The organism is Nitrosovibrio sp. Nv4 (genome assembly GCF_900215485.1).
GTDB lineage: Bacteria > Pseudomonadota > Gammaproteobacteria > Burkholderiales > Nitrosomonadaceae > Nitrosospira.
Window position 1 is genome coordinate 233679 of the sequence record NZ_OCMZ01000002.1, and the last position, 20573, is coordinate 254251.

The 20573-nt window shown below is 54.3% G+C and carries 28 protein-coding genes; 13 read left to right on the forward strand and 15 right to left on the reverse strand.

The window, feature by feature from the left end; genetic code table 11:
- Positions 1-222: 222 nt before the first annotated feature.
- The 6 genes from fliI to fliN all read left to right on the forward strand — a co-directional run bounded on the left by fliI (position 223) and on the right by fliN (position 5810).
- Positions 223-1662, forward strand: coding sequence for a flagellar protein export ATPase FliI (fliI, locus tag CRO05_RS09160; protein ID WP_097066926.1), 1440 nt, complete (start codon positions 223-225; stop codon positions 1660-1662).
- Between the two features lie 17 nt (positions 1663-1679).
- On the forward strand, positions 1680-2129 hold the full coding sequence (gene fliJ, locus CRO05_RS09165) for a flagellar export protein FliJ (RefSeq protein ID WP_097066927.1): 450 nt from the start codon (positions 1680-1682) through the stop codon (positions 2127-2129).
- Between the two features lie 41 nt (positions 2130-2170).
- Positions 2171-3595 (forward strand): flagellar hook-length control protein FliK, encoded by a 1425-nt coding sequence (locus CRO05_RS09170; protein WP_200814346.1) that lies wholly within the window; start codon positions 2171-2173, stop codon positions 3593-3595.
- Between the two features lie 269 nt (positions 3596-3864).
- Positions 3865-4374, forward strand: a complete 510-nt coding sequence (gene fliL / locus CRO05_RS09175) for a flagellar basal body-associated protein FliL (RefSeq protein ID WP_097066928.1) — start codon at positions 3865-3867, stop codon at positions 4372-4374.
- Between the two features lie 6 nt (positions 4375-4380).
- Positions 4381-5358 carry a flagellar motor switch protein FliM gene (gene fliM, locus CRO05_RS09180; protein WP_097066929.1) on the forward strand — a complete coding sequence of 326 codons (978 nt, stop codon included), beginning with the start codon at positions 4381-4383 and terminating at the stop codon, positions 5356-5358.
- On the forward strand, positions 5355-5810 hold the full coding sequence (fliN, locus tag CRO05_RS09185; RefSeq protein WP_097066930.1) for a flagellar motor switch protein FliN: 456 nt from the start codon (positions 5355-5357) through the stop codon (positions 5808-5810). The genes fliM and fliN overlap by 4 nt, the downstream gene beginning before the upstream one ends.
- Positions 5811-5870: 60 nt before the next feature.
- Here the strand turns inward: fliN and CRO05_RS15835 are convergent, their stop codons facing one another.
- Complete coding sequence (locus tag CRO05_RS15835) at positions 5871-6068, reverse strand: hypothetical protein (protein WP_235001366.1); 198 nt, start codon at positions 6066-6068, stop codon at positions 5871-5873.
- Here CRO05_RS15835 and fliO point away from each other — a divergent pair.
- From fliO to fliR, 4 genes are read left to right on the forward strand one after another with little or no spacing between them, the layout of a single operon-like run.
- A complete protein-coding gene (fliO, locus tag CRO05_RS09190) occupies positions 6055-6408 on the forward strand; it encodes a flagellar biosynthetic protein FliO (protein WP_235001367.1) in 354 nt (117 codons plus the stop codon). The two genes, CRO05_RS15835 and fliO, sit on opposite strands and share 14 nt — an antisense overlap.
- A 7-nt stretch (positions 6409-6415) precedes the next feature.
- Positions 6416-7180 carry a flagellar type III secretion system pore protein FliP gene (gene fliP, locus CRO05_RS09195; protein ID WP_097067898.1) on the forward strand — a complete coding sequence of 255 codons (765 nt, stop codon included), beginning with the start codon at positions 6416-6418 and terminating at the stop codon, positions 7178-7180.
- 59 nt (positions 7181-7239) lie between these two features.
- The gene (fliQ, locus tag CRO05_RS09200) at positions 7240-7509 is read left to right on the forward strand and encodes a flagellar biosynthesis protein FliQ (protein ID WP_097066932.1); all 270 of its coding nucleotides are present in this window, start codon (positions 7240-7242) and stop codon (positions 7507-7509) included.
- A gap of 43 nt (positions 7510-7552) precedes the next feature.
- Entirely contained in the window at positions 7553-8365 is an 813-nt protein-coding gene (gene fliR / locus CRO05_RS09205) for a flagellar biosynthetic protein FliR (protein WP_097066933.1), read from the forward strand.
- Positions 8366-8454: 89 nt separating this feature from the next.
- Here fliR and CRO05_RS09210 read toward each other — a convergent pair whose 3' ends face one another.
- Entirely contained in the window at positions 8455-9243 is a 789-nt protein-coding gene (locus CRO05_RS09210) for a PEP-CTERM sorting domain-containing protein (protein WP_097066934.1), read from the reverse strand.
- A gap of 467 nt (positions 9244-9710) precedes the next feature.
- Between CRO05_RS09210 and CRO05_RS09215 the strand changes: the two genes are divergently transcribed.
- The gene (locus tag CRO05_RS09215) at positions 9711-10799 is read left to right on the forward strand and encodes a hypothetical protein (RefSeq protein WP_097066935.1); all 1089 of its coding nucleotides are present in this window, start codon (positions 9711-9713) and stop codon (positions 10797-10799) included.
- 253 nt (positions 10800-11052) lie between these two features.
- Here the strand turns inward: CRO05_RS09215 and CRO05_RS09220 are convergent, their stop codons facing one another.
- The gene (locus CRO05_RS09220; protein ID WP_097067899.1) at positions 11053-12243 is read right to left on the reverse strand and encodes a pyridoxal phosphate-dependent aminotransferase; all 1191 of its coding nucleotides are present in this window, start codon (positions 12241-12243) and stop codon (positions 11053-11055) included.
- A gap of 97 nt (positions 12244-12340) precedes the next feature.
- On the opposite strand from CRO05_RS09220, the gene uvrB reads away from it, so the two are divergent.
- On the forward strand, positions 12341-14428 hold the full coding sequence (uvrB, locus tag CRO05_RS09225; RefSeq protein WP_097066936.1) for an excinuclease ABC subunit UvrB: 2088 nt from the start codon (positions 12341-12343) through the stop codon (positions 14426-14428).
- 45 nt (positions 14429-14473) lie between these two features.
- Here the strand turns inward: uvrB and CRO05_RS09230 are convergent, their stop codons facing one another.
- Together CRO05_RS09230 and CRO05_RS09235 are read right to left on the reverse strand one after the other, a co-directional pair.
- Positions 14474-14818, reverse strand: a complete 345-nt coding sequence (locus CRO05_RS09230; RefSeq protein ID WP_181319754.1) for an NrfJ-related protein — start codon at positions 14816-14818, stop codon at positions 14474-14476.
- A 276-nt stretch (positions 14819-15094) separates the two neighbouring features.
- Entirely contained in the window at positions 15095-15598 is a 504-nt protein-coding gene (locus CRO05_RS09235; RefSeq protein ID WP_097066938.1) for a hypothetical protein, read from the reverse strand.
- Between the two features lie 562 nt (positions 15599-16160).
- Between CRO05_RS09235 and CRO05_RS09245 the strand changes: the two genes are divergently transcribed.
- Positions 16161-16589, forward strand: a complete 429-nt coding sequence (locus tag CRO05_RS09245; RefSeq protein ID WP_097066940.1) for a hypothetical protein — start codon at positions 16161-16163, stop codon at positions 16587-16589.
- A 158-nt stretch (positions 16590-16747) separates the two neighbouring features.
- On the opposite strand, the gene CRO05_RS15840 is transcribed toward CRO05_RS09245, so the two are convergent.
- Genes CRO05_RS15840 through CRO05_RS09290 form a run of 10 tightly spaced genes read right to left on the reverse strand, consistent with a single transcriptional unit; the run spans position 16748 to position 20570 of the window.
- Complete coding sequence (locus tag CRO05_RS15840) at positions 16748-16894, reverse strand: hypothetical protein (protein ID WP_235001368.1); 147 nt, start codon at positions 16892-16894, stop codon at positions 16748-16750.
- Positions 16895-16896: 2 nt separating this feature from the next.
- Positions 16897-17274, reverse strand: coding sequence for a hypothetical protein (locus CRO05_RS09250; RefSeq protein ID WP_097066941.1), 378 nt, complete (start codon positions 17272-17274; stop codon positions 16897-16899).
- Positions 17275-17305: 31 nt separating this feature from the next.
- Positions 17306-17626 carry a hypothetical protein gene (locus tag CRO05_RS09255; RefSeq protein ID WP_097066942.1) on the reverse strand — a complete coding sequence of 107 codons (321 nt, stop codon included), beginning with the start codon at positions 17624-17626 and terminating at the stop codon, positions 17306-17308.
- Complete coding sequence (locus CRO05_RS09260; RefSeq protein ID WP_097066943.1) at positions 17611-17895, reverse strand: hypothetical protein; 285 nt, start codon at positions 17893-17895, stop codon at positions 17611-17613. Before CRO05_RS09260 ends, CRO05_RS09255 begins: the two co-directional genes overlap by 16 nt.
- Positions 17892-18485: a lytic transglycosylase domain-containing protein gene (locus CRO05_RS09265; RefSeq protein WP_143860903.1), complete on the reverse strand. Its 594-nt coding sequence runs from the start codon at positions 18483-18485 to the stop codon at positions 17892-17894. The genes CRO05_RS09260 and CRO05_RS09265 overlap by 4 nt, the downstream gene beginning before the upstream one ends.
- A 2-nt stretch (positions 18486-18487) precedes the next feature.
- A complete protein-coding gene (locus tag CRO05_RS09270; protein WP_097066945.1) occupies positions 18488-18700 on the reverse strand; it encodes a hypothetical protein in 213 nt (70 codons plus the stop codon).
- Positions 18697-19440, reverse strand: a complete 744-nt coding sequence (locus CRO05_RS09275) for a hypothetical protein (protein ID WP_097066946.1) — start codon at positions 19438-19440, stop codon at positions 18697-18699. Before CRO05_RS09275 ends, CRO05_RS09270 begins: the two co-directional genes overlap by 4 nt.
- Positions 19440-19838: a hypothetical protein gene (locus CRO05_RS09280; protein WP_097066947.1), complete on the reverse strand. Its 399-nt coding sequence runs from the start codon at positions 19836-19838 to the stop codon at positions 19440-19442. Before CRO05_RS09280 ends, CRO05_RS09275 begins: the two co-directional genes overlap by 1 nt.
- The gene (locus CRO05_RS09285) at positions 19831-20250 is read right to left on the reverse strand and encodes a hypothetical protein (RefSeq protein ID WP_097066948.1); all 420 of its coding nucleotides are present in this window, start codon (positions 20248-20250) and stop codon (positions 19831-19833) included. Before CRO05_RS09285 ends, CRO05_RS09280 begins: the two co-directional genes overlap by 8 nt.
- Positions 20202-20570: a hypothetical protein gene (locus CRO05_RS09290; RefSeq protein ID WP_097066949.1), complete on the reverse strand. Its 369-nt coding sequence runs from the start codon at positions 20568-20570 to the stop codon at positions 20202-20204. The genes CRO05_RS09285 and CRO05_RS09290 overlap by 49 nt, the downstream gene beginning before the upstream one ends.
- Between the last annotated feature and the right edge of the window lie 3 nt (positions 20571-20573).

Genomic DNA, 20573 nt, shown 5'->3' on the forward strand with positions numbered 1-20573 from the left:
ACCGCTCATTTTCCAGTTTAGGATTATGATCCACAAAGACTTTTTGTATCACTTGACCTTCATCTTTTGGGTGAGTCCGCTACGGGGCGGATTGAACGGTTTTTATGGTACATGGCTGCGTTGCAACTCCTTGGAATGGAATGACCATTCCGCGTCATTGCGCCTTGCCCTGCACCGCAAGAACCGCACACTCCACCCCGTCCAACTACCGGATTTAGGATAATGAAAGTTTCCTCTCACGCAGACCAGTGGCGCAGCTTCCTCAAGGGATGCGGTGATCTGGCTGTCAGTTCCCAACCTTTCGAGGTTTCGGGCAGCCTTACTCGCGTTACCGGACTGGTAATGGAAGCAGTCGGGCTCAAGCTTGCAGTGGGAAGCGGCTGCACCGTGCTCATGCCGAACGGCAACCGGTTGGAAGCCGAGGTGGTGGGTTTCCACGGCGACCGGCTTTACCTGATGCCCACCAACGACATATCCGGCCTTACGCCCGGTGCAAAGGTAATCCCCTGGGGCAACACCGGGGCATTGCCGATACTCGGCAACGCTGGCCAGCCACGACGACGCGCATCGGACCGGCTCAGGCGCTTCCCGGTGGGGGAGGGTCTGCTGGGGCGAGTGCTGGATGGGACCGGACGTCCGCTGGATGGTCTTGGGCCGCTGGAGGCGGGGCATGGCGCGCCACTCGTCAATAAGCCGCTTAATCCGCTCGATCGGGAACCGATCAATCAGATACTCGATGTTGGGGTGCGGGCCATCAATGCCCTGCTCACCGTGGGACGCGGCCAACGCATGGGCCTGTTCGCCGGCTCCGGAGTAGGGAAGAGCGTGCTGCTTGGCATGATGGCGCGCTACACCAGCGCTGATGTAATTGTAGTCGGGCTGATCGGTGAGCGAGGACGCGAGGTAAAGGAATTTATCGAACAGATCCTCGGTCCGGAAGGACTGGCCCGTTCAGTAGTGGTCGCTGCCCCGGCCGACACATGGCCACTGATGCGATTGCAGGGCGCCTCCTATGCCACGTCCATCGCCGAGTATTTCCGCGACCAGGGGAAGAATGTTCTGCTGATAATGGATTCCCTTACCCGCTACGCCATGGCCCAGCGGGAGATTGCACTGGCAATCGGTGAGCCGCCTGCTACCAAGGGTTACCCGCCTTCCGTATTCGCCAGATTGCCGCAATTGGTGGAACGCGCCGGAAACGGCGCCAAGGGCGGTGGTTCGATAACGGCGTTTTACACGGTGCTGACAGAGGGGGACGATCAGCAGGACCCAATCGCGGATGCGGCCCGCGCTATTCTCGATGGGCACGTTGTGCTGTCGCGGCAGCTTGCGGAAGCGGGCCATTATCCCGCCATTGATATCGAAGCTTCAATCAGCCGCGCTATGACCAGCCTGATCCAGCCGGAATATTTCGAACAGGTGCGCGGGTTCAAGCAGCTCTACTCGCGTTACCAGCGCTCGCGCGACCTGATCAGCGTGGGAGCCTATTTGCCCGGTAGCGATAAGCTGCTGGATCGCGCCATAGCGCTGTACCCCCAACTGGAGGCATTTCTCCAGCAGGGCATGTTCGAGTGCGCGGGTTACGCAGACAGCGCCACCCGATTAGGCACGCTGCTCGGCCCGCAAGCCCAGTCGGTCCAGCCCAGCCTGACCGAACCCTAACTGGATACTATCGAAAAATGTCTAAATCTTCTGCTTTGACGACGCTGCTCGAACTGGCGCAAACGCGCACAGACGACGCAGCAAAACGCCTGGGAGCGCTGCAAACACAAGGTGTACACATGGAAGCCAAGCTCCAATTACTGCTGCAATACCGGGATGACTACTGTGCCCGCTTCCAGGCATTGATGCAACAAGGGTTAACCGCTTCCGACTGGCGCAACTACCAGGAATTTCTCGATAAGCTTGACGACGCCATCACTCAGCAGCGCGAGGCTCTGGCTTCGGCGCACCAGCGCGTTGCGGCGGGCAGGGCAGCGTGGCAGTCGGCCAAACGTACTTTCAACTCCTATGACACACTGGCACAGCGCGACATGCGGGCGGAATTGCTGCGTACCGTAAAGCGTGAACAGCAGGAAACTGACGAGTATGCAGGCAACACCACGGCACGTCAGAAAATGTCGCGCTAGGCGTTTCCCTTCCAATCGCATTTACTATTGAGAACAAAACTATGCTGACCTCGCCCATGCTGCCCAATTCGACTTCATCCCCAGTGTCTCAAATCAAAAGCTCCGGTCCAGCTTCGGATGCTGCCGATGCCGGAGGAGCCGGGCAAGCAGGCTTCAGCGAGGTACTTGAGCACGAAATGAACGGAAAAGGCGATGTGCCCGGTGTCGGATCATCCGGTGGGAACGCTGCGCAAACCAATACTTCGGATGACACAGCCATGCGAACTGAGCAGATGGCGGACCGAAACGCGGAAATACAGAAGGACGGCAAGGATGCAGAGACCCCTATGGCTGTGGCCACTATATTGCCGCCCTCCATCGCCCTCGCAAATGTGCTGTCAGAACGAGAACGGGTGGCCGGCTATTCGCCCAAAGCCTCGACCGGTAATCACGTTGATGCCTCAGGCCATGCGTTGACCGATGCTTCGGTCAATCTCACGCCAGAAGTTCCACAGGCCGAGCTGGCCGCGATTGTGGCGCAGCAAGGGGGTGCTCCAGCCTTGCAGCCCGGTTTGGTCGCCACTCGCCCTGCCGAAGCCGGAACCGGTGCGGAATCATCCACGGCCGGAGTGCGCGGGATCGCTCCCGGAACCGCTCAATTATCCGCCTCTGTGCTGGCTGAAATATCGACCGAAACATCAGTGGATGTATTGGCAACCGAGATGGCGATCAACGCGACCGGGATGGTAACCACGGCGAGACAGGTTGAGGCTGCGCGCGCGGTTATTGGAGATGGCGCGCCGATCAGGATGGAACCGGCTGCAGCGCAGGGCGCTTCACCACGCTTGCAATCAAGCTTGCCGGAATTCAGCCTGAGGGAAATCAAGCTGACAACGGAAGGTGAAAAATCAGCGCAATTCCTCGCGGATACGCCCCACCAAAGCTTGCCTCCCGCACAGGTGGAAGCAATGATGACGGCCATCGCGGCTGAGCGCGGCCCCGCATCTGCAATCTCAACCGTTGCGGCAGATGCACCTGCCCATGCCGCTGCCGTGCCAGGACTGGAACCACGCCTGGGGGCGCCGGGCTGGGATAGCGCTTTGGGTCAGAAAGTACTCTGGATGGTGTCTCAGCAACAACAGATTGCGGAATTGAATCTCAACCCTCCCGGTCTTGGACCCTTGCAAGTCGTTTTATCCGTTGCCGGAGATCAGGCCAGCGCAACGTTTGTTTCGCAACAACCCGATGTGCGGCAAGCGCTGGAAGCCGCCCTGCCTCGGCTTAAGGAAATGATGGCGGACAGCGGAATCAATCTGGGCAGCACGACCGTTAGCTCCGAATCTCCGCAACAGCAGAGAGAATTCGACAGGCAAGGCCGGCCTGGCGCACGTTATGATGGTGTCGGCTTGGGAACCGCGCAGAGGAACGATATGGGCGCCGGTCATATCCGTTCTGCCGGAAACAGTCTGGTGGATACATTCGCGTAGCGTTAGATGGAGCGGACAGACTGCTGGCCAGAGTTGAAAATACTTGCGATTTTCAGGCCGGGCCAGATAAGCGTCAGACAGCACATGGCCTCCCGGTTTTTATTTATCTTCCCGCTGTATTTGATCTTTTTCATCTTTTTCCCCGGTCTTCTGGCGGAGACCGTCTCGCACCAAATTCCGAGTTGGCACTTTTTTCTCCCTCTGTTCCCCGCGTTGTCGCGCTGCTATCGGCGTGATAATGATATTCATAATTTGCAACAGGATGAAACATGGCAACCAAGCTAAACAAGCTAAACAAGCAGGACAGGGATTATAGAGAACAAGCAATCAGGCCGGAACAAAAAACCGGAAGAAGCAACCTGATTCTTGTGATTGTTTCCGCGGCGCTGCTGCTCGGCGCCGGAGCCGGAGGCGCGGCGTGGTATTTCAGCCAGGTTCGGGACGAGGCGGCCCTCACGCACAAACCACCTGTTTTCCTCAGCCTCGATACATTTACCGTCAATCTCCAGGCTGAGCACAACGAGCAGCATCTGCAGACCAGTCTGACCTTGAAGGTTGAGGATATCAGGACAGTCGATTTGATCAAGCTGCACATGCCTGAAGTGCGCAACCGCATCTTGCTGCTTCTTTCCGGTAAAGAGGCCTCACAGATTACTGCCATTGACGGCAAGAAGAAGCTTGCCGCCGAATTGCTGGCGGAGATCAATCAGCCCTTCAATGAAGGAGGCGCCGGGCACGCCGTTGAAAGCGTGCTTTTTACTTCTTTCGTCATCCAATAAGCCCCCATGAGCAATGACTTTCTCTCCCGGGAAGAGGTGGATGCACTGCTTAAAGGAGTAACAGGTGGTGCGGAAGTGGCTCAGCAAAACAACGCATCGTCGGGCTTCCGTCCCTATAACCTGGCAACGCAGGAGCGTATTGTGCGTGGGCGTATGCCCACGCTTGAAATCATCAATGAGCGGTTTGCACGTCTGTTACGGCTTAGCTTGTTCAATTTCATGCGACGGAGCGCAAACGTCACCGCGGGACCGGTAAGGGTAATCAAATTCAGTGAATTTGTGCGGACCCTGGTGGTTCCGAGCAATCTGAACCTTGTGCACGTCAAGCCGTTACGCGGCACCTCGCTGTTCGTGTTCGATCCTACGCTGGTGTTCCTGGTAGTTGACAATCTATTTGGAGGTGACGGCCGTTTTCTCCCCAAGAAGGAAGGCCGGGATTTTACCCAGACCGAGCAGCGTATCATTCAGCGCCTGCTTAATCTGGTGTTCGACAGCTATGGAAAGTCCTGGCAACCGGTATATCCCATCGAATTTGAATACGTTCGGGCGGAGACAAATACCCAGTTCGCCAACGTAGCAACACCCAATGAAGTGGTCGTGGCCACCACGTTCGAGGTCAATTTCGGAGCGGTCGTCGGAGAGATGCACATTTGCGTCCCATACTCCATTCTTGAGCCGATCCGCGATCTGCTTTCCAGCAGCATGCAGGGTGAGGCGCTGGAGGTGGATAAACGATGGGTTGGCCGCTTGTCAAAACAAGTGCAGTCGGCTGAGGTAACCATGTTGGTAAATCTCGCGCACGTCCAGGTCACCCTCGATCAGATACTCAACATGCAGATAGGTGATGTCATCCCGCTGGACCTTCCCGATTTTGTCACCGCCAGCGTGGATGGCGTACCGGTAATGGAATGCCGTTATGGCATATCCAACGGCCAGTATGCGTTGCGCATGGAAAAAATGCTTGGCTCCGCGAGTAACGAATGAGCTCAGCCGAACGCCGCAACCTGTCCAAGCGACCTTTTACGAATAAACCCGAGGAGATGAACGTGTCCGCAACACAAGCCAATTCCGCACCTTTAACGACCGAGCGGGAAGATATCGCAACTGCTGCCGCCGATGGCGAACCAGCTCCGATTTTCGAGCAATTCACCAGCACGCAAAAGGTGCAGATTCACAATGACATAGACTTGATCATGGATATACCTGTCCAGCTCACCGTGCAACTGGGGCGGACCAAGATCGCCATCAAGAACCTGCTCCAGCTGGCGCAAGGTTCTGTGGTGGAACTGGACGGTCTGGCTGGGGAACCGATGGATGTTCTGGTCAACGGCTATCTGATTGCCCAGGGCGAGGTCGTCGTGGTCAACGAAAAATTCGGTATACGTCTTACCGACATCATTACACCGAGCGAGCGGATCCGTAAATTAAACCGCTAAATCCTGAAAGCCTAAATCCTGGTAAGAAATAGATGAGTACTGACCGAATTTGCAGGGTTGTCACGCATAGAAATCCATGATTCCGATCAATACATTTTGTTCTATCAACGTTTCGTCCCGGCCAAGGAATTTGCTGGCGAAACCAAGGCGTTTTCTCGTGCCGGGACTAGCCTTCGCCTGCGCATTCCCAGCCAATTCTGTTGCGCAAACTGCAGCACCCGGTGGGGTCGCTTCCGGGACAGGCATGCTCCAGGTCATGATTGGTCTTGGGCTGGTGCTCGCGGTAATGGCTGGTTGCGCGTGGCTGCTGAGGCGTTTCGGCGGTATGCAACGAAGCTCCGCTGGCGCAATCAAGGTTATCGGCGGCTCGGCTGTAGGTCAGCGTGAGCGGGTGGTGCTGGTGGAAGTTGCCGATACCTGGCTCGTAATTGGTGTTGCCCCGGGTCATGTAACGGCATTGCACAGCATGCCAAAAGGTGAGATTACCGGCAGTACTGGCGATATCGCCAGTACTGCCGGTAGGACCGGGACAGATGCACGTTTTTCCGAATGGTTCAGGCGAGTGATCGACAAGCGCGGTAGAGAGCAGCATGACTAAGAAAGCGATGAACAAACTCTCCGGTGCGCTCATCACGCCGGGAATCGCAGTCGGGATCGTATTGCTTGTCGCGCCGTTATTCGCGTTGGCGCAAACGCCGGGTCTGCCCGCATTCACCAGCACGCCGGCCCCGGGAGGAGGGCAAAACTATTCCCTAAGTCTGCAAACCCTGCTGCTGCTGACATCGCTCACTTTCCTGCCGGCTGCGCTGCTGATGATGACCGGCTTTACCCGCATCATCATCGTGCTCTCGCTGTTGCGCCAGGCGCTTGGCACGCAGTCTTCGCCGCCCAATCAGGTGCTCGTCGGGCTTGCGCTGTTTCTTACTTTTTTCGTTATGGGTCCCGTATTCGACAGGATTTACGAGGATGCCTACCAACCGTACTCCGATAACAAGATAACGATGGCCCAGGCACTGGAGAGAGGTACAGCGCCGCTCAAAGCCTTCATGATGAAACAAACCCGCGAAGCGGACCTGGCGCTGTTCGTCAAGCTCTCGGGCGTTCCGCAATTGAATGGACCGGAAGACGTGCCTTTGCGCGTACTTGCCCCGGCTTTTGTCACCAGCGAATTGAAAACCGCATTTCAGATCGGTTTTGCAGTATTCATTCCCTTTCTCATTATCGACATGGTTGTCGCTTCGGTGCTCATGTCCATGGGCATGATGATGGTTTCGCCCGCTCTCGTGGCATTGCCATTCAAGATCATGTTGTTCGTGCTGGTCGACGGCTGGCATATGCTGCTCGGCTCTCTGGCAGAGAGTTTCTATTGATGTGTAAGAAAAACAATGATTGATACGGTTAGCTCCGTCGATTTTTTAAGGAAAAAACGATGACCCCGGAAAGTGTAATGACGCTGGGCCAGAAGGCCATGGAGGTAACCCTGATGATTTCCGCTCCGCTGTTGCTGGTTGCGCTGGCAACCGGCCTGCTGGTGAGTATTTTCCAGGCTGCCACCCAGATCAACGAGATGACCCTGTCTTTCATTCCCAAGCTTGTTGCGCTATTTGCCGCCCTGGTGCTGGCTGGGCCGTGGATGCTCTCCGTGATGATCGACTATATGCGGCAGGTATTCGAGGGAATTCCGGCGCTGGTGAGCTAGCGATTGCAACACCGGCGTAACGTGAATTTGCAGCATCAGGAAAATGATCACCTTCAGTTCTGCCGATCTTAACGCCTGGCTGATCGCTTTCCTGTGGCCGCTTGCCCGCGTTCTGGCATTATTGGCGGCAACGCCGGTTCTGGGAAACATGGCTACTCCCATGCGGGTGAAGATCGGGCTGGGGGTGCTCATTACGCTGGTTGTGGCGCCCGCCGTCGGGCCGCTGCCAAACGTAGAACCGGCCTCGCCCGAGGGACTGCTGGTGCTGGGCCAGCAGATCGTGATAGGACTGGCGATGGGTTTCGCGATGCGAATCGTTTTCAGCGCAGTGGAACTGGCCGGAGAAATAGCGGGCCTGCAAATGGGACTGGGTTTCGCTACGCTCTTTACGCCCCAGAGCGATGGCAGCACGCTGGTAGTGGGTAAATTCCTTGGTCTGCTGGCGACGCTTACATTTCTTTCCTTAAACGGTCATCTGCTGATGCTGTCGGTACTGGCCGAAAGTTTTACTGCATTTCCCATCTCCATCGAGCCCTTTTCAGCTGTTGGATGGAAGAAGCTTGCCGACTGGGGAGGCACGATTTTTCTGGCAGGTTTGCAACTTGCGCTTCCGGTCGTCGCCGCGCTGCTCATTGTCAATCTTGCGCTGGGTATTCTGACTCGCGCCTCTCCCCAACTCAATATCTTCGCTGTCGGTTTTCCGATCACGCTGATGGTCGGCATGGTAGTGCTGATGCTGTCGCTTCCATACTTTACTCCGGTGATCGAACAATTGATCACGGAAGGGCTAGAAACCATGCTGGAGATTGCTCGTGCCGCTCGCCCTTCCTCCCCAGGCCCCATGCCGCCGTCCTGATCGTCATTCTATTGACATTACCTGTTCAAGGTTTGCCCGAAAAGCCATATCTGATAATAAATGGAACTATCTGGCCTCATGTTCTAAAATCAGTCGCGTGCCTTTAATAGCTTGCGGCGACGTATAACCGCAAGGCCGGCGAGGCCGATTCCCAGCAGGCTCAAGGAACCCGATTCGGGTAGTTCGTTTATCGCAAGTAACTGTCCGCTCTGATCCTGGTAGAAATAGTCGCCAAGAGTAAGGGAATCCGGCACCAGGCTGATGGCGGCAACCTCGTCACCGGACCCGTGCATAACCGCTGTATCATCAATGCTGCTACTCGTACCCAGATTCGAAAATAGTGGGCCAGACTCGCCCCTGTCCGACTTATCCCTATATTTCTTGTAATCTGATATGGTTCCCGTTGCCTGCATTAACCCCCGACCCGTCTGGATATTTTGACCGCCCAGCAAGGTTCCACCTCCTGTTGCTGTCCGGAAGCTGCCGGTTCCACCTGTTATGTTGAAGATCGAGTCCGTCAAGGTAAATATTGACGGAGAGATCGTCGGGGTAAAGAAACCGCTATAGTCGGCAAACAATTCATCTCCGCTCGATACCGTGAATATCATTGTTCCGGTGAAGGCGAAGTAGTCATCGATAGGAATGATGCAATCGTTAGTCTCAAGCGAAACCCGACCCAGGAGAGAGCTGGTTCCAATACCCGTGGTCGTGCCTCCAAACTGCGAAGCGCAGTCAGGCCTGTAACCTACCTCCTCCTGGGTGATCCCGCTAATAGTCAGGGCTGCTCCCTCTACAGCAGTCAACGGCGCGATAACTGATGTGATTGTCAGCGTCGCGACTAATGCGCGCCTTATTAGATTTGAATTGGCTGTTCTCAAGATAACTCCTTCTATTTGGGGGGCACTTCAATTATTTGTATCCTCCAAAACTCCTGGAGGTTTAGCTCCGGATGGGAATTTATAACGCCTGACCTTCGGCGTCAACCCAACAATAGGAAATGTGTCAATACCTTATAACCATTTTTACCCGCTGGTTTTTTAATTTTTGATTTAACCCGGCTTTCTCCTGCATGAGTATGAGGTGAAAGTCCCAACAGATTCTCGAGATTTGAGGGCTAATGAAGGGCAGATATTGAGTACATTCGGTCGGCTATTCCGCCGGGCTGCGATGAATGAAGTTCCAGTATCCAGGCTTTTAAATCGCGCCGGCGGGGTGTCGGGCCGTTCGATAACCAGAATTGAACTTTTCCCGATTGCTGCTAAAGTAAATCATTCGGCAAGAAAAACGGTAAGCAATCTCCGCCTTTAACCCACACAGTCTTAATGTGTTTTCCGGGAGTTACAGGATGCCCATACTCGACCATGCCACTTTTATCAGTCGCTTGAAGGGAAAACCCATTAATACCGTGGAGCTGCAGAGCGTTTATCCAGAGCTGGATGTGGGGAGCATCTCGGATAATGGGTTTATCAAAGGTACGATGCGGAATCTTGAAAAGTTATGGGAGATTATTGATAACTACGACCGTGATGGCAATGTCAATACGATTTCCGATCAACCGGCCCTGTCCATGGCCGAATGGTTGTTCGTCAAAGCAGGAAGCACTGCGACCATGGGCGACGAAACGGCAAGGTGGAGGAAGGTTGCGGAACTCGGTGACAAGAGCATCACTGAAAACAGCAGTGCGCATAAAACCGCCATCGAACAAACTGGTGTGGGCCTCTACTACGGGGACCATTCGCCTTTTCATGATGCTATTCTGAGAGGCGATCGCCCCGGTCTACAGACGCAGATAGATGCCATGAGCGCGGGTAACTGGCGAATGGGATCGATCGAGCCCGGCGCCGTTGTGATAGAAAACCCGACGGGAGGGGCCGCCCGTATTCGGGAAAGCTCATGTATCGGCTGGGTGATGGATAACGTGAAAGCCGCCTATGAAGGCGCTGGCATCGAGGCGCGGTTCGCCGAGATAAACAGCAGGGTGAAGGATGCCGATCTGCGGGGCACTATCCTCTGTGAAGAATTGCAGAAGGACGGCTGGACCGCAGTGTTTTATTGTCCGCGCACGGCCGGCGATCTTGAGGATTCGGGCGAGCGCGAAAAATTAGGTGCGCTTAACATGGCAAAGGCAGGCGCGCGGGTATGGAAATCACCGGTGCCCGGTTCGGCCGGTGTACGTTGCGATGCAGTCATCGCAGGCTACCGCGGCATCGCGCCGGACAGGAAAACCGAAGCACTGCTGGAAAAGCTGGAAAATGTACCATTCTTCGTCGGTGTCGCAAATGGCGGCATACATACCTTTGTCGGGCATAAGGGAAGTGTGTGCGATTTCCACTGGACCGCGCAGCCGGATGACAGGAATGCGATGACCGAAAATCCCATCAGGGAATGGAAATGGGACACCGGACTCTACATGGTGCCGCCGGGATATTGGTAAAAATCGGGAGGGGAGAAATGGCGATACAACGCGTGTCGCCAATGCTTGCCCCACCTCTCGCCACACGTGAAGCCGATATTTCGCTACCGCCCCTCACCGGACTACTTCAAGTTCGGCAGCACTGATAGCGTGGATGCCGCCTGAAGCACGGGCCGTCAACAGGCTTCAGAATATTCCGTACTTGTACTCCTTCCTGAAGGTGCGCATTCGCTCTTGGAGTGGCAGGCTTCCTTACTTGCGACCTTCAGTATTTTCAGCCCAGCGCTTTCGCGATGCGGCCTAGTGCGTTTTCCAGGTTGGTCATGGTCGTGGCGAAGGAAAGGCGGATATATCCTTCACTGCCGAATGCGGATCCAGGTACCACTGCGACCCCTTGTTCCAGCAGATACTCGCTGAGCGCAATATCGCTGCAATCCTTGATTTTCCCTTTGAGATGCGCTCCCCTTATGGCCTCTCTGGCATCGGCAAAGGCGTAAAAAGCGCCTGCTGACAACAGGCACTTGATGCCCGGAATGGCGTTGAGTGCATTGGTCACAAACCGGTTACGCTCTTTGAAGGCTGTCACCATGGGTGCGATACACGATTGGTCGCCATTAAGCGCTATTTCGGCAGCGGCCTGCGAAATGGAAGCGGGGTTGGAAGTACTTTGGGATTGAACATTCTCCATCGCGGCGATAATGTGCTGCGGGCCCCCGCAATAACCGATGCGCCAGCCGGTCATGGCGTAGGCCTTGGATACTCCATTAAGTACCACGGTCCGCGAATACAGATCAGGACATGCGTTAAGGATATTCACGAATTTGCCGTCGGAAAGCAGAATGTGTTCGTACATGTCATCGGTGGCAACCAGGATATTCGGATGTTTGAGCAGAACTTCCCCTAGAGCCTTGAGCTCATCCAATGTATAAACCGCGCCAGAGGGATTGCTGGGGCTGTTCATGACGAACATTCTGGTTCTGGGGGTGATAGCTTGTTCCAGTTGCGCTGCGGTTATTTTGAAACCCTGATCGATACCCGCCTCGACGATTACGGGCTTGCCCTCTGCGATGAGAGCGATATCGGGATAGGAAACCCAGAAGGGCGCGGGTATGATGACTTCATCGCCTGGATTGATGACGGAAAGTGTCAGGTTGAAGAAACTTTGCTTTCCACCGCAAGAAACCAGAATTTGGCTGGCAGTGTAATCAAATCCGTTGTCGCGCTTGAACTTGGCGATAATGGCATTCTTGAGGCCTGGTGTGCCGCCCACCGCCGTGTATTTTGTAAAACCTTTGTTAATGGCGATGATGGCCGCATCCTTGATATGCTGGGGGGTATCGAAATCCGGTTCGCCGGCGCCAAGCCCGATGATGTCCCGGCCTTCCGCCTTGAGCCTCGCAGCTCGGGCGGTTACGGCAAGAGTGGGGGAGGGCCTGATGGCCTGAACACGCTTTGAGAGTTCCACGATAATGTCCTTAAAGCCGATGCAAGGGGCGTCTGCGTGATAAAATTGGCGGAAAACCAAGCTGAAGAAAACTTGATTCAGTCTGCGAATTATACCTGTGATCGTAACCTTCCCCAATAGTCCCTACAAGCTCCATCAGTTGTTCAAGCCTGCTGGCGATCAGCCTGAAGCGATTGACAAGCTGGTGGAAGGGATAGAGGATGGCCTCGCGTTTCAAACCCTCCTGGGTGTGACGGGTTCCGGCAAGACATTCACCATGGCCCACGTGATCGCGCTGCTGGGGCGACCTGCGATTATCATGGCGCCAAACAAAACGCTGGCCGCGCAGCTCTATGCGGAAATGCGGGAGTTTTTCCCGGAAAACGCAGTTGAGTATTTCGTGTCCTATTACGACTATTATCAGCCGGAAGCATACGTACCGTCGCGCGACCTGTTTATCGAGAAGGATTCCAACATCAACGAGCATATCGAGCAGATGCGGCTCTCCGCGACGAAGGCGCTGCTCGAGCGGGATGACACTATCATTGTTGCTACCGTATCGTGCATATACGGCATCGGTGACCCCGTGGATTACCACGGCATGATTCTGCATTTGCGCGAGCATGAAAAGATTACGCAACGCCAGGCGATACAGCGCCTGATTGAAATGCAGTATGAACGCAACGAGTTCGAATTCTCTCGCGGAACTTTCAGGGTGAGGGGAGACGTGCTTGACATATTTCCTGCGGAAAGCTCGGAAACCGCGGTGCGCGTCTCATTGTTCGACGATGAAGTGGAAAGCATGATGCTGTTCGATCCGCTCACTGGCAGAACCTTGAGGAAAGTATCGCGTTATACGGTTTATCCATCCAGCCATTATGTGACGCCCAGAAGCACTACGTTGCGTGCGATCGAAACGATCAAGACCGAACTACGCGAACGCCTGGACTTTTTCCAGCAGCACAACAAACTGGTAGAGCTGCAGCGTATCGAACAACGTACCCGTTTCGATCTGGAAATGCTTAACGAACTGGGCTTCTGCAAAGGCATCGAGAACTATTCCCGGCACTTGTCAGGGAAAAATCCGGGAGAGCCACCACCCACCCTACTGGATTACCTGCCGCCCAGCACCCTGATGGTAATCGACGAGAGTCACGTTACCGTTCCACAGGTAGGCGGCATGTACAAAGGTGATCGTTCCCGCAAGGAGAACCTCGTGGACTACGGCTTCCGCCTGCCCTCAGCGCTGGACAATCGTCCGCTGCGATTCGATGAGTTCAGAAAAATCATGCCGCAAACGGTGTTTGTTTCGGCAACCCCCGCGGAGTTTGAGCGCGTGCACAGCGGCCAGGTAGTAGAGCAGGTGGTACGTCCTACCGGTCTGGTGGATCCGCAGATCGAGGTTCGTCCCGCCACCACTCAGGTCGATGACCTTATGTCGGAGGTCAACCTCCGCACGGCCAAAGGCGAGCGCGTGCTGGTTACGACACTCACCAAACGCATGGCTGAAGATTTGACCGATTATTTTTCCGATCATGGCATCAAGGTGCGCTATCTTCATTCGGATATCGATACGGTAGAGCGGGTCGAAATCATTCGCGACCTGCGGCTGGGCCAATTCGACGTGTTGGTGGGTATCAATCTGCTGCGAGAAGGTCTGGACATACCGGAAGTTTCCCTTGTAGCCATACTGGATGCCGACAAGGAAGGCTTCCTGCGGTCGGAACGCTCGTTAATACAGACCATAGGCCGGGCGGCCCGTCATATTAACGGCACGGCGCTGCTATACGCTGACAGGATTACGAATTCAATGCGCCTCGCAATGGACGAAACCGAGCGGCGGCGCAATAAACAGATTCTGTTTAATCAGGAACACGGCATTACGCCTCGCAGCGTGCAGAAACGTGTCAAGGATTTGATTGATGGGGTGTACAACATGGAAACCGCCCAGCAACAGCTCAAGGCGGCACAGGTGCAGGCGCGCTATGATTCCATGAGTGAGGTGCAACTGGCCAAAGAAATCAAGCTACTGGAAAAGCAGATGCTTGATGCAGCGAAAAATCTTGAATTCGAGCGCGCAGCGGAACATCGGGATGAATTAAAGAAATTAAAAAACAAGCTCTTCGTGGGGTTTATTGAACCAGAATCTGAGAAAAACCCGGAAACAGCCAGCAAACCCCGGAAGACGGGAAGGGCGCTTAAATAGATTGTATATCAGCGGCATATACAACAATATTAAAGTTGTATGTATCTAGTTAATTACCGTTGCTGAATTGACAAAAATAATCTGATCAAAGGTACGATTAAGCGTCTTGCTGTTGAAATTTTTCATAACCAGGCTTTGTTCAAAACGAACGCGGTCACCCGGCTTAACTCTTGTGGTCGGGGCGGCTATCCAGAAACGTTTTTCTGTATTTGCCAATTCCATGTAGGTGTATCCTGGCGCGTCCAGTGTGGAAAGCACTTTACCCTCGTTGGCAGGCATTCCCGCCGCCGCATCGCCGTTATTTCCGCCTGTCTTTTCCGCAAGCGCATGCAAAGGGCTCAACAGCGAAAGCCCAATAGAGAAAGCTATTGCCAGGTAAGATATTTTCAAAACCAGCCTCCAGTGTATTGAGTAAATGCCAGACGCGAATAATACACCTCAATCTCGGGAGTTCCAATCGAAAAACTATCGGGCCTGCAGTGTTTTTGCTTCTATTTTTTGTTTGAGGCCTAGACGGAAATGGCTAAATCCGGCATGAATACTCCAACCTGAGGCACGCGTGTTTTTCCCTGTATTGAACTGATTTGAACTGATTTGAACTGATTCATTTCGTTCTTCTCGGGTGAAATCCGTATAAACAGTGATACCGTGTTGGAGAATGCCTGATCAGGGAGTTCCGGTCCACGGATCAACCCGGCGCTCAGTCCGAGCATTTGCTTCCCCTGGCGCATTCCGCGGATCAAACATGAAAAGCGAGGGTGTCGACCCATCCAGCAGCGTTGGTGTCCCGGGCAGGTTGCGTGGCATGACAGTGATGCCCGGCGCGACAACATTTGAAGCTAACGGGTCTGTAGCAGGGTTTTCTTGTTGCTGCAGGGCCTTACTGACGCTAATTCCCGCCGGACTATGTTTGCGCGCGCATATTTCAGTTGCGTCTTCCACGCTTCTGCCGGCTTTCTGCTCCGTGGCTTCACATGCCAATTTTTGATAGACAGTCATGTATTCAGCCGCCTCTTTGTACTGACCAGTTTTCATCAGTTCATTTACATGGCGCTGGGCATCCTTGAACCTGCTTTGCGCATCAGGCTTTTGAAATATCGGAGAGGTATCGGCCGCCCACGCGGTGTTTGAAATTATGGCCGCCAAAACAGCTGCAACTATGAATTTCATGCTTTCTCCCATTTAGAAATGGAGGTGAAGAATTATAGAATGGCGGTTCAAGAAAAAAAACCATGGGCTGATTAAGCCTATAGCAATTATCCTCATTCGGGCCAAAATATGTTTCCCACCCTGTTCGAATTTGGGAAATTTAACGGAGAGTCCGCAGTCGCTCTGCGGTAAAACGAAAAGAGGCCCGGCAAGGAGTAGTTGGCCTATGCCGGGCCAGTGGCATCTACTACAAGAGGGAGAAAAAAGCAGATACCAGTGTTCATTCTCCTACCACCTCATCTTGCGTTCTGTACGGAGCCACACATAAAGCAAATTTTTTCACAGTATTTCAATGGCCGGGAGCGGCGCCTCGTCTAAAATCCAAAGGTGCCCGGCTACAAGCAGATGTTGTTCTGGAAAAAGAGGCCCAAGAAGATTCAGGAAGAGACCCAAGAGCCCGAAATCGCAGCTGCTATTTCGTCATTCAATTTGCTCATAATGTATATTATGTTAAATTCGCTTAATCCTTTCATGCTTGTTCCCATGCTTGCCGTTATGACGTGGTTTAATCAAGAGAAACGTCATGCTGCCAGAGATCGATAACGCATCATCCGAAGAGATAACCCGGATTACCGGCGCATTTCCGCGAACAGTGAAACGATGGAAAGACGGCACCGCCAACCCGCCAGAATCTGTCCTGAGACTGCTACGGCTTTTTATCGATGGAGATCTTGCGACAATACTTGGCAACGAATGGGAAGGATTCAGGCTGATAAACGGCCACCTTTATTTACCTGGATGGAAGCGCGGTTTCACGCCCGAAGAAATCCGCTCCATGTTCTTTGATGTGCAGCGCGTATCCAGTCTGGAAGCCGAGTCCCGCCGCCTGAAAAAAGAGATGGACAAGCTTGAGACCGTCATGCAGGAATTGAAGAAGCAGCGCGACTTTTACCGGCGACAAGTAACGCTTGAATCGCGCTTCGGCATGTTGCTCTCGAAGATATTTGCGTGATTTCCCACTTTGAATCAAAAAATGGATCCATGTTAAGCGAGATCTCGATAGATATTCCCCACTTCTTGCTGATACACGGATCCATTGTCTGAACTATTTTCCCACTTTACCGCTTTTTGAAGCGCCCGTTCTTCGCCCTTGCGGGCTTTTTTTTCGTCCTACGCTTTGCCGCCATACACCGCCTCCTCAAGTTTCTCAACCCGCTCCGACAACCCTTCCAGCTTTGTCAAGCGATGCTCGATACGCACCACATACGCCAGCACAGGAATTATCAACACATTCAATATCGACAGTATTTCCCCCACGATCACCCCTTGAGTTTCAAATAAAATCTTTCTCCGATGACAAATGACATGCACATGCCGGAAAGATCGAGAAGCACCAGCGTATAAGCTTCGGCCGCGCCGGATATCACGGCCACGCCGGTTACAATCCAGATCGCGCATATAGCGACGTAGCGAAACGAGGCACGAAGATCAGCGACCCACCTGGACACTTCGCCCGAAGGACGGTCAAGGTCAGCCAGAGCAGCTAGCTTGCGGGTTTCCGCTTCCATCAACTGGATGCGCTCCGTCATGTTTTGCGGGGTACCACCGGCCCCACCTGTCAACCTGGCGAACAAGCCCCTAAACCCATCCGTTAGCATCGGCAACAGCGCCGGCAGAATCATCCCCAAAATTGCCATTTACTCACCTCTTTTTGTCTATAGGAAAAAATCAAAGTCTGTCCCATGCGGCACCGAGAAAATCCCGCGCCGGACAGCTGAAACTCGCGTCCCACATGTGCCCCGCTTCGATATCGCGTTGGCATTGAGTTTTATCGGTCTTCGGAATTCCAAAAATCGCACCGGTAGCCTCAACCGTGCCCGTAAGCACGCTGTCCACCGCTTCTACCGCCGCCGATCCCGTGTTATAGGCAATCTCATTGAACGACGGGATGATGTTCGCCTTGCGCGCCAGATAGATTGCCAACACAACCCCGGCCCCGACGCCGAGCAGCGGCAGATAGGCCCGGTACGGGTTCAAGACGGCGACCATACCTTTTTACCCTGGAAGTAATAAGCGCCATCAGGCCCTATGCTGGTACCGTCATCGTAGTACTTCCAGCCATAGCCGATTTCGCCCGGAAAGACCGTGTTGAGAATTTCATTGACTTTTTGGTAACCGGTTATTGGCGCACTCGTTCCGGCCCCGGCTCCCGCGCCCAACAAGCGACGCGGGAGCAGCGCCCTACCCGCCGAAGTATTCAGCAAAAAAAACGCACCGGCCGCGAAAAACGCCACGATCAAAACATCTTTTTGTTTCATGCCTTACCCTTCCCCAAATCGGCCAATATCTGAGCGGAATAATTCCGCGTCTCAACCGGCTCAGTTTTAACCCCCTTGATCCACGCGTTTACATTCGCCGCGCCCCAGTTGTACGCCTTCAAGGCGAGCTCCCAACTCCCGAACTGCCGGTACAAATCGGCCAAGAAACGCCCCGCGTAGTCAATTGCTTCGGCCGGATTGAGTGGGTTCACCCCCGGATGCCAGCGCGGCACGATCTGCATGATGCCGACCGCACCGGCCGCGCTTTTGGTAGTGCCGTTGATGATGTCCGGCCGGAACCGCGATTCCTGCCATGCCAGTCGGGCAAGCATGTTTTGCGGAATGCCGTACTTTCGCTCAGTTGTCGCCAGCGCCGACTTATAGGCCGCGCCCCTTGTATTCAGATCATCACTCCATTTTCTGTCGCTCATCGGCAAATTCACTCCCAAGTCAAACGCAAAATCATCGATACCATCCAGCACGCTTTCAGCATCGGCCTCCCCCTCGCCCTGGTACTCATCGCCGGTTTCTTCCGAAAGCCGCCACGCGACCACGCCGATAAACAGACCAGCCGAGAGCATGACTGCCATATTCACCCTTCGGCCCGCCCGCCCAATTCGCGAACGATTTCCGATAACACGCCATCCGTAAGATCAGCTGCGACCTCTGGCGGCATCGCCGACCGTATCGCTTCCGCATCGACAAATTGCACTTTTTGATTACGCAAAAAAGCATCCACCACTGCCTTATGCGCGGTTATCTTTGCCCTTGCGGACGCCACAAAATGAGGATTATTGATTTTCACAGTGACTCCTCCCAGTACTGAAACGACCCCCGCACCAGTTCATTTACGCCAGAACACCACACGCCCACCCCGTAACCCGCTGGCACTATCACCGGCTCGATCAGTCCGATTTTGCCGAACTCGGTTGTTGAGGACTTGTACCCGGTAAGTGGAACACCCGTATGAGCGACCTGAGTGCCGACATACAGCGTAGCGACCGAACCTGCGCCGCCTATCAATTTATTGCCCGGAAGATTGCCCCACGCCGTGCCAATTTGCGAAACTGTAGAACGCACACCCCATACCCCCAACGCTTCAGCGCAGCCGGCGATTTCCCCAACAACCAGCCTTTTGCCGGAAGCAGGTGGATTCCACAAATAGACATACCCATATTCCGCTACCACCGCAGCCTGATAGCCACCGACCGCATAAGCTACGCCCGATTTAGTCCTTGAAACTTCGCCAGAGATTACCGACACTTCGCCAGTTACCCGATCGGAACCGGACTGACCGGATACCAGCCCAAGCGTGATGCTTTGCGCAGTGGCGCCGTTCTTGAGCACTACCTCATCAAAATCCACACCACGGAAGAAGTCACCCGCCTGGACGTTCGATGCAGAGCCAATTGATTGCCCCATACGCCGGAATTCCAGCGTGACCGGGTAGCTTGACGCGACGATACGCGCTTCATTAGCCGCGATCTTCAGCGGCCATAACTGATTGGCCGCGAGCGCCTGTGTGAGCTTTTCAAACACAAACATCACTTACCCCCTTTCATTTTCGGCACGATTACCATAGCCGCGCCAGCAATAGCCAGCGCAATCATAGTTTTTTGGTCTATGGTTCCCTTCGCGTCGTTTTGCGCCGTGGCAATCTGTTGAAGTTGAGCCATGGCAGTATCTTGCGATTTGCCTATCACCTGACCCGCGCCCGTAAAAAGCTTGTCTGCAAGGGAAAGCAACTGAGTGAACCCTTGCCCGTTCACTGCATCCGACTTCCCGAGCACATCCAGCGTGGCCTTCATCAATTCGCCATCTACAGTCTGGACGTTGATCGTGGAGCTATCAGAACTGATACCCATACCGGTCTCAACCGCAATACGCTTGTCGATTGCCTGATTGCTAGTACTTACCGAACTGGTTGAATCTGACTTAGCCATTGACTACCTCTTTCCTAAGCACCATTTCTGTTGGCTTGTAGCCCATCGCCGTCAGTTTTCTCACAAGCCCCGGCCGTGCAGTGTGAATGCGAATGGAACTGACACCCTGAAACATTTTTTCCAGATACGGCATACAGACCGGCATGAGTTCAAGAGCACCAGCTGCCGCCACCATGACACCTTGCGGCCCGGAAGACGTCACATCGATACGCAAGAGCACCGCACCGGCCACTGCCCCGCCGCGTTCCACGTAAACCACCTGGCACAAACCCGCTTCGCTCTGCCGCTTCAAGTCCGCAAGCGTCGCATCCTGATCTACCCGCCCAAGCCAGTATTCCGCGTCATGCGACCACGGCCCCGGAACTAAACGGATAGCGTCGCTTTGCTCTTCGACTTGCTTAAAACTTTCCATACCACCACGCCCCCCGCCAGCCATAACAGCATGGTCATTGAGTCCATGCCGCCCAGTTCCGGCAATTGCCGCCTATCGCTCTTGATCGTTGATTCGCCGAACGCGACATTCCAGCCGGAATTGTCAAAGATTGCCTCTTGCCGGTTGCCATCGGCCCCGGATACCGTAGGCCCACCGGCACCGCCAGCCAGCCCGGCCAGCCCGGACCCCACGCCTTGCGCGATTCCCGGCAACATCGTTGCCATCAACCCTTCAACCATGCCTGACCCCTTTACTGGTACTGTTGCGGCCGGTACCGTCCCGCCGTAGCCCGGATACACGCT